Genomic DNA, 15,412 nt, shown 5'->3' on the forward strand with positions numbered 1-15,412 from the left:
GGTAGGTGGTGTGGTTGGTGCCCACGGTAGAGGGCGGCACCGACAAGTTCCGGGGCTCAGCCTAGACGAACAGATGTTCGAGTCAAGCTCCGGATCCGCGAGTCGCCGCCCGCCCCGTCACCACGGCCGCGCGGGCGTCGTATCCCCTTCCGACCGGGGCCCTGGATCCGGCGTCCGGTTCACCACTTCGAACGTGGAACGTCGAATTCGGCGCACAGCGCGCGCCACACCTCGCGGGGATCCACACCGGCTTCGATCGCGGCCGAGCCGGTCCGGCCGCCCAGCGCGAGGATGACGTGATCGCTGAGCAAGGTGTCACCCCGGGTCTCGCCGAATTCGGTGTGCAAGAGTTCTTGGAATTCCGTCAACCGCACGTGCCCGAACATACCTGTCCGCACCCCCTGTGCGACCCGCGGATCAACCCGCCCGGACCCCGCCCGCCACCCGGCGACAGATATCCACCGGGTCCGCGACGTCATCGGCTCCCGCGGCGGCAGTGCGAGCCGCGGCAGCGAAACCGGGGTCGTCCAGGATCCGCCGGACCGCCTCGCGTACCGAGTCCGCGGCCAGCGGCCGGATCAGCTGCGAACTCCCCTGCCGCACAGCGCGGTTCGCCAGTTCCCACTGATCTCCGCCACCTGGAACCGTGACCACAGGAACCCCGGCGGACAAGGCCTTGGCCAGCAGCCCGTGGCCGCCGCCGCCGATCACCACAGACGCCCGGGACAGCAGTTCGTCCTGCCGCCCCAATCCGGCCCGCGCCCAGGACGGCAGATCGGCCGGCGGCTCCTCCAGCGTGGAGATCACCACCCGCACCCCGGCCCCGTCCAGCGCTGCCAGGACGGTATCGACCATTCCGTCCACACCGGTGTGTGCGGTGGACGGAGCGACCATCACCAGTGGCTCGTCACCAGGCGGCGGTTCGAGGATCCGATCGGTGGGCTCCCAGAACAGCGGTCCGACGATATGCGCGTTCTCCGGCCAATCCGGTCGCGGCACCTCGAGTGCGGGCAGGGTGGCGATCAACCGGGCGGCCGGGCCGGGGTCGGCGGCCGGTAGCCCCACCCCGGCTCGTGCCAGCTCTCGTTGGCGCGTACCGGTGCGGACGGCGCGATCGGTGAATTTCCGCAGTACCGCGTCGCGGGCGCGACCACGCAACCCGGTCCCCGGGGCGAGACCGCTGCCGATGGGTGGCAGCCCCTTCGACGGCAGGTACAGGGGATGCGGGGAAAGCTCCACCCACGGGACCCGCAGCCGTTCGGCCGCCATCCCGCCACCGGCCGTCAGCACATCCGATACCACCAGTTCGGGCAGCATGGCGCTGAGCTCGGGCAAGATCTCGGTCGAGATATAGGCCGCCCGTTGATGAATCCGCGCGCCGGCATCGGCATCGTCGTCATCCGGGCGCGGCGCCAGCCCCTTCAACCGGCGCACCCCGATCCCGGCTTCCCGGGCGGCGTCGAACCACCGCGGACCGGTGAAGAGCACGGGTTCATCACCCGCTTCCCGGAAACGCAGGCATATCGCGATAGCGGGAAACGCATGGCCCGGATCGGGGCCGGCGACAACAGCTACTCGCATCCGCTCAGCCTGCCATGGCCGGTTGCGCCGGCGTGCGCGGGGGTTCGAGGCCGGCGCAACATCGTTCGGGCCGCACGGCTCAGAAAGTGAACAGTTCGAAACCGACCGCGCGGGTGGCCGGGAAACCCGCGATAGACCCCGTCGTCATGGTCACCACGGCCCGGGCCTGCTCGGCCACGGGCTGCTCCGGATTCAGGACTTCGAGATAGCGGCGGTGTTCCGCCAGCGAGGCCTCGGCCGCATCGACAGTGGCAGTGACGTCCACCGCATGGGTGGCACCGCTGGGAACCGCGACAGCCGCCCAGCGCGCGTTCCACGGCGCGAGATCGGCGATTTCGGGGAAGATCCATTCGTTCCCCGCGTCCGACACGGCATCGAGACCGGCCCGTCCCACCGCCCGATGGTCGGCACTGTTGACGAACCCGGGTGCCCAGGTCGGACCGAAATGCCCGAGGACCACGAGTTCCGGGCGATGCCGCCGGATCGCGGCGGCCAGATCTCGACGTAGGGCCGGGCTCGCTTCGATGCGGCCGTCGGGATAGCCGAGGAATTCGACCTCCTGCACTCCGACCACGGCCGCCGAGGCGCGCTCCTCGGCTTCCCGGAGCGGACCGGACTGCGCGGGCGGCAGTCCGGCGATTCCTGCCTCTCCGGACGTGGCCAGCAGATATCGGACATCCTTGCCCTGGCCGGTCCAGCGGGCCACCGCCGCGGCGACCCCGTACTCGATATCGTCGGGGTGCGCGACGATGACCAGTGCACGCTGCCAGTCTTCGGGGAGCGGGGGAAGGGTTGTCATACGACCATCCTGGTCGATCCACATCTCGCGCGCGACGGAAACCGTCCTGCTGCGGATCTCCCCGCGTTACGGCCGTTCAGACCTTGGTTACGGAGTTGTGGTCGTCCGACCCCGAGATCGCCTTGTAGAGCAGATAGAGCCCGAACACCACAGCGCTGATCACCAGGATCGGGAACAGCCCCTCGATCAGCGCGCCGATCACTGCCAGCGCGATCCAGATGACGGCGACCACGCCGATGATCTTCCACAACATTTTGCCTCCCAGCGATTGTCTCCTACGTCGAGCATGGCACCGCGGGGACGGGAAATCACCAGGTGAAAGGCAATATAGGGGGAAGATCAGGGTTGTCCCTGAGAGGATTTTCAGCGGCGGCCGGTGTGGCGTACGGGCTCCGCGGCGGGCGCGGGCGTACTCGGCGCGGCGGGCGGGAGCAGCGGATCGGGGGCTCGGTCGGCGAGCTCGGTGAGCGCCTGGGCCCAGCCGTCCATCCGGTCGGCGGCCTGGCGGAGGTCGGCGACGATACCGTCGAATTCGTAGCGCAGTGCGCCTGTTTCGTCCACGGCCAGGACCCTCGTGGCCGCGGCCACGACCTGCTCGTATTCGGTGACACCCGTATCGAGCCGGGCGGCGATCGATTGCACGGTCTCGTTGAGGCGCTCGAGATCGGCCGCATCGGCGAGGGCGGCGGCCCCGCCGCCGAGGGTGCGTACGGCGCCCTCCATGGTGGCGATATCGGTGGCGAGCGCAGTCAGGGCGGCGGCACCGGAGGCCGCGGTGGCCACCAGATCGTCCAGTTCGTCGGCGGGTAGCCGGCGGGTGCGTGCGATCTGGCCGGCCACATCGTGCAGAACTCGTTCGGCGCGGGCCAGCCGCGATATCGCGGGCCGGGCCGCGGAGCGAGCGGACGGGAGTTTGCGCGGGACGTAGCCCGCGAGCGGTAGCGGCGCACGGCGCAACTGCAGGTAGCGCCGGGTACTCAGTGCCGCGCCGGTGACCAGGGCGATAGCGCCACCACCCAGGACGAGCACAGCCCAGGCGGGAGCGGACAGGATGACGAGGCCGACCGTTCCGGCGGTGGTCAGGCCCGACACGGTGCTCAGGCCGATACTGCGGCGCCGGGCGCGCCGCCGACGCCGCAGTTCACGTTCGCGTGGGTCCGCCCAGCGCCGGACGGCGACGAGGGCGTTCTCTCCGGCCGTCCGGAGGGATTCGGCGACGGAGACGGCCTGCTGTGGGAGGTCCGGGCGGGCAGGGTCGAACACCGGGGCCCCGGCGGGGTACCGGGCTCGATCAGACTTCATATGCTGTCCTCGCCGAACTCTCGTCCCGCTACTGCTGAGCGGTCTGGCCTTTGTTCATCTGCGGTTGGGGCTGGGCCGGTTCGGCAGCGGACTTCCCCGGATCGATCGCGGCGTTGGCATCGCCGGCGGGCAGGGCGTCACCGCGCATGGAAGCCCGGATCTGTTCCAGGCGGCTGTGACCGGCCATCTGGATGCTGGCCTGCTGGACCTCGACCATCCGGCCCTGAACGGTGTTCTGGGCGAGTTCGGCGGACCCGAGAGCGTTGGCGTACCGGCGTTCGATCTTGTCGCGCACCGCATCCAGGCTGGGGACGCTACCGGGGGCGGACAGAGTGCTGTCCATCTGCTGCAGGGAGGCGCTGACCTGCTCCTGCATTTTCGCCTGTTCGAGCTGGCTCAGCAGTTTGGTGCGCTCGGCGACCTTCTGCTGTAGCAGCATCGCGTTCTGCTCGACCGCCTTCTTGGCCTGCGCGGCGGCCTGCAGCGACTGATCGTGCAGCACCTTGAGATCTTCGACCGACTGTTCCGCGGTGACCAGCTGCGCGGCGAACGCCTCGGCCGCGTTGGTGTACTGGATCGCCTTCTCGGTATCTCCGGCGGCATTGGCCTGATCGGCCAGGGAAACCGCCTGCCGGGCGTTGGCGTTGAGCTTCTCCACCTCGTCGAGCTGGCGGTTCAGCTTCATCTCGAGCTGGCGCTGGTTCCCGATCACCGAGGCGGCCTGCTGGGACAGGGCCTGGTGCTGGCGTTGCGCTTCTTCGATAGCCTGCTGAATCTGGACCTTCGGATCCGCGTGCTCCTCGATCTTGGAGTCGAAGAGGGCCATCAGATACTTCCAGGCCTTCGTGAACGGATTAGCCATCGGTTGATCCCGCCTCCATCTACTGTGCCGCCTGGGCGACTCGCCAGTGCGCGACCGTCACGCACTCCTCGGTACCTATCCTCCACCATGCGGCGTCCGGTACCGGCTACCGAAAGGCCGCGTCACGCCGCGGGCGGCCCGCGGACGCCTCTTACGAATCTATCTGCTCCGGTGCGTTACGCGCATTGTCACGATCGGATATACCGGAGCTATGACCGATTCAGGCCGCTTCGACCAGTACCAGCGGACCATTGTTGGGTGCCGGAATGACGATCCGGGTATCGCCGTCGACCTGCGGCCGGGCGACTCCGGCCGACATCGATGCGGCAGCACCGGCCGGGGCGGGTTCGGATGCGGCCGGTTCGGCAGCCGGCTCGACGGTGGCCGGTTCGGCGACCCCGCGCTCGGGCGCGGCGGCCACGGGGAGCTCTTCGCCGGCGATGGTGGTGCTCACATCCCATAGGACCCGGGCGAGCGGTACGTCGAGGGCTTCGCAGATCGCCGCCAGCAATTCGCTGGAAGCCTCCTTACGACCCCGTTCCACTTCGGACAGGTAGCCCAGGCTCACCCGTGCCGAGGTGGATACTTCACGTAGGGTCCGGCTCTGGGCGAGGCGCGCACGCCGCAGACTCTCCCCGATCGCTTCTCGCAGCAGCGTCATCGAGTTCTCCTTCTCCCGGTAGGCTCGTCGCCTCTGATGCCGCAGCCCACGGCACGCACGCGGTTCTCTCCTGGCACAACGTCGGAACCGGCCCCGGAGGTTCCCGGACCGGACACGGAACCGCTCACCGGGTGGGTGGAGCGCCCCGCACACACCGCAGCAGTTCCTGTACCGCGGCGCGCGTCGCTGTGAACCTGATATTCCACCGGTCGCCGGTCAGTTTCAACCGCATCACCTCGGTATGCCCGGGTCCGGCGAGACCGAGATAGACGGTGCCGACCTCGATTCCGTTCTGCGGGTCGGGCCCGGCGACCCCGGTCAGGGCTATCCCCCAGTCGGCTGAGCATCTGGTCCTGGCGCCGACCGCGAGCTGTTCGGCGGTGCTCGCCGCCACCGGCCCCTCACCGGCCAGCACCCGTTCGTCGACCCCCGCGAGGTGATGTTTCAGATCGGTGGCGTACACCACCAGCCCGCCACGCAGCACCGCGCTGGCCCCGGGCACCCCCGCGATCGTGGCGGTGACGAGGCCCGCGGTGAGCGATTCCGCGGTGGCGACCGTATGCCCGTTGTTCCGCAGCGCGGCGACGAGTTCCGCGGCCGCGGTCTCCCCGGCGAGCGGGTCCGCCGAGATCATCGGCGACTGCGGTGCGGCCCGGCCACCCACAGCCGCACGGCCTGGCCGACGTAGTCCAGCCCGGTCACCACCGTCAGCACCAACGCGATCCACATCAGCACCATTCCCGCAGTCGCGAACCCACCCGCCAGCGGCAACACCAGGACACCGATCGCGAGCGACTGGACCAGGGTTTTGAGTTTGCCGCCGCGGCCTGCCGGTATGACACCGCGCCGCACCACCGCCAGCCGCAACAAGGTGATCCCGATCTCGCGGGCACAGATCACCACGGTCATCCACCACGCCAGGTCACCGAGGATGGACAGGCCGATCAACGCGGCGCCGATGAGGGCTTTGTCGGCGATGGGGTCGGCCAGTTTGCCGAAATCGGTGACGAGACCGTATTTGCGGGCCAGCTGGCCGTCGAAGCGGTCGGTGATCGCGGCGAGCGCGAAGAGCAGGGTGGCGGTGATCCGCCACCCCGTGTGGTGCCCGCCGTCGGCGAACAGGGCCAGGACGAACAACGGGACCAGCGCGATACGCGCCATAGTGAGGATATTGGCGATGTTCAGCAGCGGAACCGCCGATTCGGCGGGCGCCGGAGCGCGCTCCCCGCGCAGCGGCGCGGGGGTAGCAAGCCGCCGGTCCATCTCTTCGGGGTGCACGCTCATAGCCGTCCCTGCGGGTAGGCGCCCCATCGCCGCTGCACTGCCGCGCCGCTTCGTCCCGGTAGTCCTTGCGCGACCACTCGCGAGCGCCGGTGCACTGCCGCCCGATCCGGTCGCCGCGCCGGCGCGCCGGGATACCGGCGCGGGGCGGAGCGGGCGGGCGGGGTCTGCGGCACACACTCAGACTATCGGTAGGGCCGCCGACTACTGTGCACCCCATGACCTCACGGGGACCCCTGGGCAGCGCGACCGGCGATGCGCCCGGTACGCAGACCGCCTCCGTGCGCGTGCGTCGCGCCCGCACATCCGACGTCGCGGCGATCAAATCGCTGGTCGATGTGTATGCGGGCCGGATCCTGCTGGAGAAGAACCTCGTCAACCTGTACGAATCCGTGCAGGAGTTCTGGGTCGCCGATCTCGGTGACCGGGTGGTGGGCTGTGGGGCGCTGCACGTGTTGTGGGCGGATCTGGGTGAGGTGCGCACGGTGGCGGTAGCCCCCGATGTGAAGGGTCACGGTGTGGGCAAACTCATCGTGGATCAGCTCATCGAAGTGGCCCGGGAGCTCGAACTGAGCCGATTGTTCGTGCTCACCTTCGAGGTGGAGTTCTTCGCCCGGCACGGGTTCGCCGAGATCGACGGCACCCCGGTGACGGCGGAGGTCTATGCGGAGATGTGCCGGTCCTACGATACGGGCGTCGCGGAGTTCCTGGATCTGAGCTATGTGAAACCGAACACGCTGGGTAACACACGGATGCTGCGCACGCTCTGACGTGGGTGCGGCCGAGCCCACCGGCTCGCGGTGCCGCGCATTAGAGTCGGGCCGTGCCGATCTTTGCCGTCCAGTACACCTACTCCGATGCCACAGCCGCCGAACGCGATAGGCAACGCCCTCGCCATCGAGCCTGGCTCGCCGAGCATCTCGCGACGGAAACGCTGCTCAGCAGCGGGCCCTATCCGGATGGTTCGGGTGCGCTGCTGTTGTTCCGCGCCGCGGATGCGACGACGCTCGGGCAACTGCTGGCCGCAGACCCGTTCGCGCAGGAGAGCTTGATCGACGAGGTCCGGGCGACCGAATGGCAGCCCGTCCTCGGCGCGTTCGCCGGCTGACGAATACCGCAACCGGCCGGTGCCGCGTACCGGCCGGTGCGGTGCGACCGGTACGCGATATGAACTAGTCCTTCGGCTCCGCCGGCTGTGTCTGCGTCTTGCCCCGCGTACGCAGCAGACTGGCCACCGTGGCGACCACCAGGATCCCGAGGATCACCGACAGCGACAGCCCGGTGGAGATCTCCGGCACACTCACATGCTCGCCGCCGTTGATGAACGCCAGGGTGTTCTCGTGCAGGGCGTGCAGGACCAGTTTGACGCCGATGAAGGCCAGGATCGCGGACAGTCCGTAGGACAGGTACACCAGCCGGTCGAGCAGGCCGCCGATCAGGAAGTACAGCTGGCGCAGCCCCATCAGCGCGAACGCGTTCGCGGTGAACACGATGTAGGGCTCTTCGGTGAGACCGTAGATCGCCGGGATCGAGTCGAGCGCGAACAGCAGATCGGCGAAACCGATGGCCAGCAAGGCCAGCAGCATCGGGGTGACAACTTTCCGGCCGTCGATCCGGGTGATCAGTTTGTCGCCGTCGTAGTTCTCGGTGGTGGGTACCAGCCGTTTGGTCAGTGCGACGATCCGGCTGTCGCGTTTCTCTTCCTCCTCGGCCTCGTGTCCGCTCTCCCGCAGCAGTTTGACCGCGGTGTAGACCAGGAACAGGCCGAACAGGTAGAAAACCCAGCTGAACGCGCTGATCGCCGCGGCACCGACGGCGATGAACCCACCGCGCATCACCAATGCGATCACGATGCCGATCAGCAGTACCTTCTGCTGATACATCCGCGGCACGGCGAAGGTGGACATGATGATCAGGAATATGAACAGGTTGTCCACCGAGAGGGCCTTCTCGGTGACGAAGCCGGCGTAGTACTCGCCGGAGTAGGTGCCGCCCCATTGCCAGGCGATCACACCCCCGAAGGCGAGTGCCAGGCCGATGTACACGGCCGACCAGAACGCCGATTCGCGGAAGGTCGGTTCGTGCGGCGTGCGTACATGGGCGAAGAAGTCGAAAACGAACAGGCCGAGGATCACCACGATGGTGACCCCCCACACGAGAGCGCTTACCTGCATGCGGTGATCCGTTCAGCAGTACGAGTCATGACGACAATCATGCCCGATATGCCCGATTCGGACGTGTTGCGGGGTGATTGCCGGTTATCCTCGCACACCCGTCGCGCCCGACTCCCGAGGCACGGCCTGTTTCCGTCACTCTCCGCCCGCTTCCGGGTTCTCGTCCCCGCCACCACGGATCGACCAGAGCAGACCGTCGAGCTCGTCCGGTTTCACCAGCACATCACGCGCCTTGGAGCCCTCGCTGGGCCCCACCACACCGCGGGTCTCCATCAGGTCCATCAACCGCCCCGCCTTGGCGAACCCGACCCGCAGTTTGCGCTGCAGCATCGAGGTGGAACCGAACTGGGAGGTCACCACCAGCTCCACGGCCTGCAGAAGAACATCGAGGTCGTCGCCGATATCGGGATCGACATCCTTCTTCTCCCCCGCCTTGGCGGCGGTGACACCGTCGGTGTACTCCGGCTCGGCCTGGTTCTTGGTGAACTCGACGACTCCCTGGATTTCCTCATCACTGATGAAGGCACCCTGCAGGCGAGTCGGTTTCCCGGCGCCCATCGGCAGGAACAGCCCATCACCCATACCGATGAGCTTCTCGGCGCCGGGCTGGTCGAGAATGACCCGCGAATCGGTGAGCGACGAGGTCGCGAAGGCCAGTCGTGAAGGCACATTGGTCTTGATGAGGCCGGTCACCACGTCGACCGACGGGCGCTGGGTGGCCAGGACGAGGTGGATACCGGCGGCCCGGGCCTTCTGCGTGATGCGCACGATGGCGTCCTCGACATCGCGCGGCGCGGTCATCATGAGATCGGCGAGTTCGTCGACGATGGCCAGGATGTACGGGTAGGGCCGGTAGACGCGTTCACTACCCAGCGGTGTGGTGATGGCGCCGGATTTCACCTTCCGGTTGAAATCGTCGATATGGCGGACCTTGCTGGCCTGCATGTCCTGATAGCGCTGTTCCATCTCCTCCACCAGCCAGGCCAGCGCCGCGGCGGCCTTTTTCGGCTGGGTGATGATGGGGGTGATCAGATGCGGGATGCCCTCGTACGGGGTGAGCTCCACCATCTTCGGGTCGATCAGGATCATCCGGACCTCGTCCGGGGTGGCCCGCTGCAGCAGCGAGACCAGCATCGAATTGACGAAACTGGACTTACCGGAACCGGTGGAGCCGGCCACCAGCAAGTGCGGCATCTTGGCCAGGTTCGCCGCGAGGAACTCGCCCTCGATGTTCTTGCCCAGGCCGATCACCAGCGGATGGTGGTCGTTGCGGGTAGACGGCGCCTTCAGCACATCGGCCAGCCGCACCAGTTCCCGGTCGGCATTGGGCACCTCGATACCGACGGCGGATTTTCCCGGGATCGGGGCGAGTAGGCGCACGTTCTCGGTGGCCACGGCGTAGGCGATATTGCGGGTCAGCGCGGTGATCTTCTCGACCTTCACCCCCGGCCCGAGTTCGACCTCGTAGCGTGTGACCGTCGGTCCGCGGACGAACCCGGTGACAGCCGCATCGATCTTGAACTGCACCAGTACCTCGGTGATCGCCTCGATCATCGATTCGTTGGCGGCGCTGCGGCGGCGCGGCGGGTCGCCGTCGACCAGCAGATTCATCGGCGGCAGCGTGTAATCACCCTCGGCGACCCGGTCCGCGACGAATTCAGGTTCCGGCTCCGGCGGCGGAGTCTGGTCGACCGGTGCCGCCGCGGCGGGTTTGCGCTTCTTACGGCCGGCCGGTTTCTCCTCCCCGGCCGCGGCGATCGGTTTGGCATCGCGCAGCGGGGGTTCGGCGACACCGTCCGGGCCGACCGGCGGCCCGGTGAACTCGTCGGCCGGGTAACTGTCGGCCGAAGTTCGGCCCCGGCGGCGGGATCGCCCGGCCGGTTCGGCCGGCTCGTATTCGTCGATCGGGTCGTATCCGTCGCGATAGTCGTCCTCGTACCCCGGCGCACCGAAGAATTCCCGTAACCGTTGCGGCGCCTCACGCACCGTCGTCCCGGTAATCAGCAGCACACCGAAGACCATGGCCAGCAACAGGATCGGCACCGAAAGCCACGCGGTGAGCCCATCGGTGAGCGGGCCGCCGATGACGAAACCGGCGAAGCCGGCGGCCTCGGCGCGCCCCGCGGCGTCGGCCGGTCCACCGTCGGCGATATGCCACAGCCCGAGGAACGGCAACCCGATCAGCAATCCACCCAGCACCAGGCGCGGACGGATCTCCGGTCGCGGTTCGGTGCGCATGAGCACGACGGCGATACCGGCGGCCACGAACGGCAGGACCGAGGAGGCCGAGCCGGTGACCGCGCGGATGAGACCTTCCACCCAGCGTCCGATCGGGCCGCCGGCCGACAGCCACACCGCCGCCGCGATCACGGCACTGAGGGCGATCAGCCCCAGCGCGGCCCCGTCGCGGCGGTGCCCGTGTTCGATTTCCCCGGCGCGACTGATTGCGCGTGTGGTGGCGCCGACCCCGCGGGCGGCCATGGTCCATCCGCCGCTCACCAGCCGGGCGAATACGGCCAGCGGGGCGGTATCGGAACGCCGCGGTGGGGCGGGACGGCGTGTGGTGCGCCGGGCGCGGGCGGCGGGCGCCTTGCGTGCGCCGCCCTGCTGTGCGGTTTTACGCGCCGAGCCCTGGGCTCGTGTGGCGCCGTCCGATCGACGCGTGCCCGAACGAGAACGGGCCGCGGTGGTCCGCCCCCGAGCCGATCCCGCCCGCGCAGCCGGTGTGGTTGTGCCGCGGGACTTACCTGCCATGGGCTCAGGCTAGCCGCAACAACCCCATCCGGACCATCCGCAACACTGGTACCGGGCTCCGCGACAAGGGTGATTCTTGCCGCCCACCGGTGGGCGAAGGCCTGGGCGCGGCTGTTCTCCACTGCCCGAAATCGCCGGAACGGGCCGGCGCGCAGCAACACGTCGCCCTGCCCCACGGCAGCCGAGCACATACCCGGCCCGTCCGCGCCGGCCGGCCGGGATCAGATCGAACGGTCCAGTTCGAGCACCTGCCGGACGGCCTCCGGTTCCCCCGCCGATTCGATCCGGACCTGCTCCCGCCCGAATGCGTGCAGCAGCAGTTCGGCGGGCGCACCGGACAGGGTCACCACGGGGCCGGGCTTGTCCACCACTCGGGCGCGATCTCCCGCAGGAGTCGCGAGTTCCACCGCCACAGTGGATTTGCGGTAGGCCATCTTGCCCATCCGCCGCAGCACCGACCACAGCCGCTGCTGATCCTGTTCGGATAGCTCCCGCGGCTCCCAGCCCGGCCGCGCCCGCCGGACATCCTCGTGATGGACGAACATTTCGCTGAGATTGGCGATCGCATCCACCGGCCGTAACGGCGACCACCACGGCGGGCCGGTACGGACCTTTTCCAGCAACTCCGGGAACGGACGCTGCGCGGCCTCGTCCTGCCGCCGCTGCAGATAACCGGCGAAGGGCCGCAACATGATCCCCGGCGCGGCGTCGGGACGCCGTTCCCGGACGACCAGATGCGCCGCGAGGTCGCGCACCGTCCAGTCTCCGCATAAAGTTGGCGCGTCCGGCCCGGTCTCGTCCATCGTTTCGACCATTGCACGGCGTTCACGCTGAGCGAAGTTCACACGATGAATCTAGCCGAGACCCAGCCATCGGGGAGGGGATGAGAACCGAACCGGTTGCTACGCAGCAGAGATGCTCTGTACTTTGTCATTCGGTCCATAGGGTCGTGGACCGATACACACAGAATGGGAACACCATTGAAGAAGATTCTCACCGTTGCCGCTGTTCTGGTGGCGACCGTCGGTTCTATGTTCGCCGCTTCCGTGGCACCCGCGCACGCGCAGTACAGCAGTGACTACGGCGCCATCGCGGTTTCGCTGTCCACCGGTAACTACGGATGGTCCTACGACTACGACAGCTACTCCGAAGCCGAAGCGGCCGCCGAAGACCGGTGCGGTGCCGCCGATTGTGTCGCCAAGATCTCCTGGCGCAACGGTTGCGGTGCACTCGCGGTGTCGGACAACTGGCTGAGCTACGGATCCGGTTCCACCCGGTCCGCGGCGCGGTCCGAGGCGCTGGCCAACAACCCGGGCAACGCCTACATCGAGCACTGGAACTGCACTTCCGGCTACGACCTGTGAGTTCGTACCGACCACCTTTTCCGGCCGGCGCCGAATTCGCCGATCACCTGCGTAGGGGAAACAGAACTGTGAAAATCCGTCCATTCCGGGTCGTGGCCGCCGTAACGATGGCCGCCGCCGCCCTCACCTTCACCGCATGCTCGTCCACCGAGGAATCCTCGACCGACGCGGCTGCCACCAGTACCGAAGCCGCCGCCGAGTTCGAATCGGGTAAATCCCAGGACGGCCGAGAGGAAGGCGTGGCGCCGACCACCACGGCGGCTCCGAACCTGCCCAAGCCCACGGTCGAGGAACTCAACGACAAGCTCACCCGGGCGCTCGACGGTGCAGTGAGTGAAGACGAGAAGCTGGCCTTCATCGAGGATGCCGAACAGGATCCGCAGCTGGTCGACAAGCTCGTCGAGGCGGCGAAGAAGAACGAAGTAACGGTGAAGATCACCAACGTCGGGGAGCCGGCCGAGGGCAAGGTCAAGGCGGATGCCGAGGTCACCATCGCCGGTAGCCCGGTCGAGAACGCTTCGGTCGCTTTCGTGGCCGAGGGCGATCAGTGGAAGATCGCACATGATTTCGCGTGCAATATCGTGAAGTCCGCGGAGCTCGATTCGGCGGCCTGCCAGCCCGAAGCCTGATCCGCACGACCGGTACCGGACATATGAGAACCGCCGGAGGGCATTGCCCTCCGGCGGTTTTCCGCGCTGTACCCGCCGGCAGTTCGCCGCGCCGGCGAGCCGGTATCAGACGCCGAGTACGGTCGGCACGATCATCGGACGGCGGCGGTAGGTATCGGCAACCCAGCGCCCGACGACGCGGCGCACACTCTGCGCGATGCGATGGGTTTCGGTGACACCTTCACCGGCCAGGCGCAGGAGTTCGGCCTCCACCAGTTCGGCGGCTTCGGCCAGCGCACCGGGATCGTCGGAGAACCCGCGGCCGCTCACCTCGGGCGTACTGACCGCCTTACCGGTGGTCGCGTCGACGGCGACGGTGATCGCGATGAAACCGCCCTCGCCGAGGACGAGCCGGTCCGACAGGGTCGATTCGCCGACATCACCCACCGACAGCCCGTCCACGTAGACATGGCCCACCGGCACCCGGCCGACGATGGAGGCGATCCCGTCGACCAGATCCACGACCACACCGTCCTCGGCGAGCACCACCCGGTCCTCGGGCACTCCCGTGGCGACCGCCAGTGCAGCATTGGCGCGCAGATGCCGCCATTCGCCGTGCACCGGCATGGCGTTGGTCGGGCGTACCGCGTTGTACAGGTACAGCAGTTCACCGGCCGAAGCATGCCCGGAGACATGCACTTTCGCGTTCTGCTGCGTGATTACTGTCGCGCCCAGCCGGGCCAGTCCGTTGACCACGGTGAACACCGAGTTCTCGTTACCGGGGATGAGCGAGGACGCCAGCACCACCAGATCGTCGGCGCGGATATGGATCTGGCGGTGATCGCCGCGCGCCATCCGCGAGAGCGCCGACAGCGGTTCGCCCTGGGAGCCGGTGGAGATGAGGACCAGTTTGCCGGGCGGCAGGGTGGCGGCCTGGTCGAGATCGACGACCAGGCCGTCCGGCACCGTGAGATAGCCGAGGTCCTGCGCGATCTGCATATTGCGCACCATCGACCGGCCGACGAAACATATGCGGCGGCCGTATTTCTGGGCCACGTCCACGACCTGCTGGATCCGGTGCACATGACTGGCGAAGGAGGCCACGATGACCCGGCTGCGCGCTTTGCCGATCACGGTGTCCAGGACACCGCCGATCTCCCGTTCCGGGGTGACGAATCCGGGGACTTCGGCGTTGGTGGAGTCGACCAGGAACAGATCCACGCCCTCGTCGCCGAGGCGGGAGAAACCGGCGAGGTCGGTGAGCCGGCCGTCGAGCGGAAGCTGGTCGAGTTTGATGTCACCGGTGTGCAGGATCGTCCCGGCGGGCGTCCGGATCGCCACCGCCAGTGCATCCGGGATGGAATGGTTGACCGCGAAGTACTCGCACTCGAACGGGCCGTGCTCGGTCCGCTCCCCTTCGGTGACCTCGACGAGCCGCGGATGCAATCGGTGTTCCCGGCATTTCGCGGCGACCAGGGCGAGCGTGAACTTCGATCCCACCACCGGAATATCGGGCCGCAGGCGCAGCAGGAACGGTATGGCGCCGATATGGTCCTCGTGCCCGTGGGTGAGCACCACCGCGGCCACATCGTCCATCCGGTCCTCGATCGGCCGGAAATCGGGCAGGATGAGGTCCACGCCCGGCTGCTGGTCCTCGGGGAACAGCACGCCGCAGTCGACGATGAGCAGTTTGCCGCCGTATTCGAAAACGGTCATATTGCGGCCGATTTCACCGATACCGCCGAGCGCGAACACTCGCAGCCCGTTACGTGGCAGCTTCGGCGGCAACGGGAGGCGGTCCTGCGCGGCAGTTTCCGGCGGCACCGCGGGAACGGAGCGGGCGGAATCACCGCGGCCGCGCCCGGATTGGCGCCCTTTGCCCCGTCGCGGTTTGTCCCGTGCGGAGCGGGCTTCCGGAGTCGTTTCCGGTCGCACCGCCGGGGTTTCCGCTGCCCGCGCAGCGGTCTCGGGTTCCCGTGCGGCCGGAGTCCCGGGTTCGGCGGCGGCCGGCGGTGCCGCGGGTTCC

17 protein-coding genes are annotated in these 15,412 nt (G+C 68.0%); 4 read left to right on the forward strand and 13 right to left on the reverse strand.

From position 1 onward, the window contains the following. Positions 1-179: 179 nt before the first annotated feature. From ON22_RS17000 to pgsA, 9 genes are all read right to left on the reverse strand, one after another. Positions 180-374, reverse strand: a complete 195-nt coding sequence (locus tag ON22_RS17000) for a DUF3046 domain-containing protein (protein ID WP_033242236.1) — start codon at positions 372-374, stop codon at positions 180-182. 43 nt (positions 375-417) lie between these two features. Further along, complete coding sequence (locus ON22_RS17005; protein WP_033241466.1) at positions 418-1,581, reverse strand: glycosyltransferase; 1,164 nt, start codon at positions 1,579-1,581, stop codon at positions 418-420. 79 nt (positions 1,582-1,660) lie between these two features. Then, on the reverse strand, positions 1,661-2,380 hold the full coding sequence (locus ON22_RS17010; protein ID WP_033242235.1) for a PIG-L deacetylase family protein: 720 nt from the start codon (positions 2,378-2,380) through the stop codon (positions 1,661-1,663). A 76-nt stretch (positions 2,381-2,456) separates the two neighbouring features. Next, a complete protein-coding gene (locus ON22_RS37240) occupies positions 2,457-2,633 on the reverse strand; it encodes a hypothetical protein (RefSeq protein WP_033241465.1) in 177 nt (58 codons plus the stop codon). A gap of 110 nt (positions 2,634-2,743) precedes the next feature. Next, positions 2,744-3,682: a phage shock envelope stress response protein PspM gene (pspM, locus tag ON22_RS17020; protein WP_174375596.1), complete on the reverse strand. Its 939-nt coding sequence runs from the start codon at positions 3,680-3,682 to the stop codon at positions 2,744-2,746. Between the two features lie 28 nt (positions 3,683-3,710). Further along, positions 3,711-4,544 carry a phage shock protein PspA gene (pspA, locus tag ON22_RS17025; RefSeq protein WP_033241464.1) on the reverse strand — a complete coding sequence of 278 codons (834 nt, stop codon included), beginning with the start codon at positions 4,542-4,544 and terminating at the stop codon, positions 3,711-3,713. Between the two features lie 220 nt (positions 4,545-4,764). Further along, complete coding sequence (locus ON22_RS17030; protein ID WP_033241463.1) at positions 4,765-5,205, reverse strand: helix-turn-helix domain-containing protein; 441 nt, start codon at positions 5,203-5,205, stop codon at positions 4,765-4,767. A 124-nt stretch (positions 5,206-5,329) separates the two neighbouring features. Then, positions 5,330-5,839, reverse strand: a complete 510-nt coding sequence (locus tag ON22_RS17035) for a CinA family protein (RefSeq protein ID WP_033242233.1) — start codon at positions 5,837-5,839, stop codon at positions 5,330-5,332. After that, positions 5,836-6,468, reverse strand: coding sequence for a CDP-diacylglycerol--glycerol-3-phosphate 3-phosphatidyltransferase (gene pgsA / locus ON22_RS17040; protein WP_051157725.1), 633 nt, complete (start codon positions 6,466-6,468; stop codon positions 5,836-5,838). Before pgsA ends, ON22_RS17035 begins: the two co-directional genes overlap by 4 nt. A 236-nt stretch (positions 6,469-6,704) precedes the next feature. Between pgsA and ON22_RS17045 the strand changes: the two genes are divergently transcribed. Continuing rightward, entirely contained in the window at positions 6,705-7,256 is a 552-nt protein-coding gene (locus ON22_RS17045; RefSeq protein ID WP_033241462.1) for an amino-acid N-acetyltransferase, read from the forward strand. Between the two features lie 53 nt (positions 7,257-7,309). After that, the gene (locus ON22_RS17050; protein ID WP_033241461.1) at positions 7,310-7,594 is read left to right on the forward strand and encodes a YciI family protein; all 285 of its coding nucleotides are present in this window, start codon (positions 7,310-7,312) and stop codon (positions 7,592-7,594) included. Positions 7,595-7,658: 64 nt separating this feature from the next. On the opposite strand, the gene ON22_RS17055 is transcribed toward ON22_RS17050, so the two are convergent. The 3 genes from ON22_RS17055 to ON22_RS17065 all read right to left on the reverse strand — a co-directional run bounded on the left by ON22_RS17055 (position 7,659) and on the right by ON22_RS17065 (position 12,259). Next, positions 7,659-8,660, reverse strand: a complete 1,002-nt coding sequence (locus ON22_RS17055; protein WP_033241460.1) for a TerC family protein — start codon at positions 8,658-8,660, stop codon at positions 7,659-7,661. 135 nt (positions 8,661-8,795) lie between these two features. Then, a complete protein-coding gene (locus ON22_RS17060) occupies positions 8,796-11,414 on the reverse strand; it encodes a DNA translocase FtsK (protein ID WP_051157726.1) in 2,619 nt (872 codons plus the stop codon). 221 nt (positions 11,415-11,635) lie between these two features. Beyond that, entirely contained in the window at positions 11,636-12,259 is a 624-nt protein-coding gene (locus tag ON22_RS17065) for a TIGR03085 family metal-binding protein (RefSeq protein WP_033241459.1), read from the reverse strand. Between the two features lie 123 nt (positions 12,260-12,382). Between ON22_RS17065 and ON22_RS17070 the strand changes: the two genes are divergently transcribed. Then, positions 12,383-12,778, forward strand: a complete 396-nt coding sequence (locus ON22_RS17070) for a DUF4189 domain-containing protein (RefSeq protein ID WP_033241458.1) — start codon at positions 12,383-12,385, stop codon at positions 12,776-12,778. A gap of 68 nt (positions 12,779-12,846) precedes the next feature. Further along, the gene (locus ON22_RS17075) at positions 12,847-13,407 is read left to right on the forward strand and encodes a WKL family lipoprotein (protein WP_033241457.1); all 561 of its coding nucleotides are present in this window, start codon (positions 12,847-12,849) and stop codon (positions 13,405-13,407) included. A 105-nt stretch (positions 13,408-13,512) separates the two neighbouring features. On the opposite strand, the gene ON22_RS17080 is transcribed toward ON22_RS17075, so the two are convergent. Continuing rightward, positions 13,513-15,321 carry a ribonuclease J gene (locus tag ON22_RS17080; protein ID WP_063820599.1) on the reverse strand — a complete coding sequence of 603 codons (1,809 nt, stop codon included), beginning with the start codon at positions 15,319-15,321 and terminating at the stop codon, positions 13,513-13,515. Between the last annotated feature and the right edge of the window lie 91 nt (positions 15,322-15,412).

The organism is Nocardia carnea NBRC 14403, from assembly GCF_000308515.1.
GTDB lineage: Bacteria > Actinomycetota > Actinomycetes > Mycobacteriales > Mycobacteriaceae > Nocardia > Nocardia carnea.

What these genes read in the sequence shown, in the direction of transcription:
- ON22_RS17005 (WP_033241466.1), bottom strand. Translation starts at nt 1,581, where the DNA reads ATGCGAGTAGCTGTTGTCGCCGGCCCCGATCCGGGCCATGCGTTTCCC.
- ON22_RS17010 (WP_033242235.1), bottom strand. Translation starts at nt 2,380, where the DNA reads ATGACAACCCTTCCCCCGCTCCCCGAAGACTGGCAGCGTGCACTGGTC.
- ON22_RS37240 (WP_033241465.1), bottom strand. Translation starts at nt 2,633, where the DNA reads ATGTTGTGGAAGATCATCGGCGTGGTCGCCGTCATCTGGATCGCGCTG.
- pspM (WP_174375596.1), bottom strand. Translation starts at nt 3,682, where the DNA reads ATGAAGTCTGATCGAGCCCGGTACCCCGCCGGGGCCCCGGTGTTCGAC.
- pspA (WP_033241464.1), bottom strand. Translation starts at nt 4,544, where the DNA reads ATGGCTAATCCGTTCACGAAGGCCTGGAAGTATCTGATGGCCCTCTTC.
- ON22_RS17030 (WP_033241463.1), bottom strand. Translation starts at nt 5,205, where the DNA reads ATGACGCTGCTGCGAGAAGCGATCGGGGAGAGTCTGCGGCGTGCGCGC.
- ON22_RS17035 (WP_033242233.1), bottom strand. Translation starts at nt 5,839, where the DNA reads ATGATCTCGGCGGACCCGCTCGCCGGGGAGACCGCGGCCGCGGAACTC.
- pgsA (WP_051157725.1), bottom strand. Translation starts at nt 6,468, where the DNA reads ATGGACCGGCGGCTTGCTACCCCCGCGCCGCTGCGCGGGGAGCGCGCT.
- ON22_RS17045 (WP_033241462.1), top strand. Translation starts at nt 6,705, where the DNA reads ATGACCTCACGGGGACCCCTGGGCAGCGCGACCGGCGATGCGCCCGGT.
- ON22_RS17055 (WP_033241460.1), bottom strand. Translation starts at nt 8,660, where the DNA reads ATGCAGGTAAGCGCTCTCGTGTGGGGGGTCACCATCGTGGTGATCCTC.
- ON22_RS17060 (WP_051157726.1), bottom strand. Translation starts at nt 11,414, where the DNA reads ATGGCAGGTAAGTCCCGCGGCACAACCACACCGGCTGCGCGGGCGGGA.
- ON22_RS17070 (WP_033241458.1), top strand. Translation starts at nt 12,383, where the DNA reads ATGGGAACACCATTGAAGAAGATTCTCACCGTTGCCGCTGTTCTGGTG.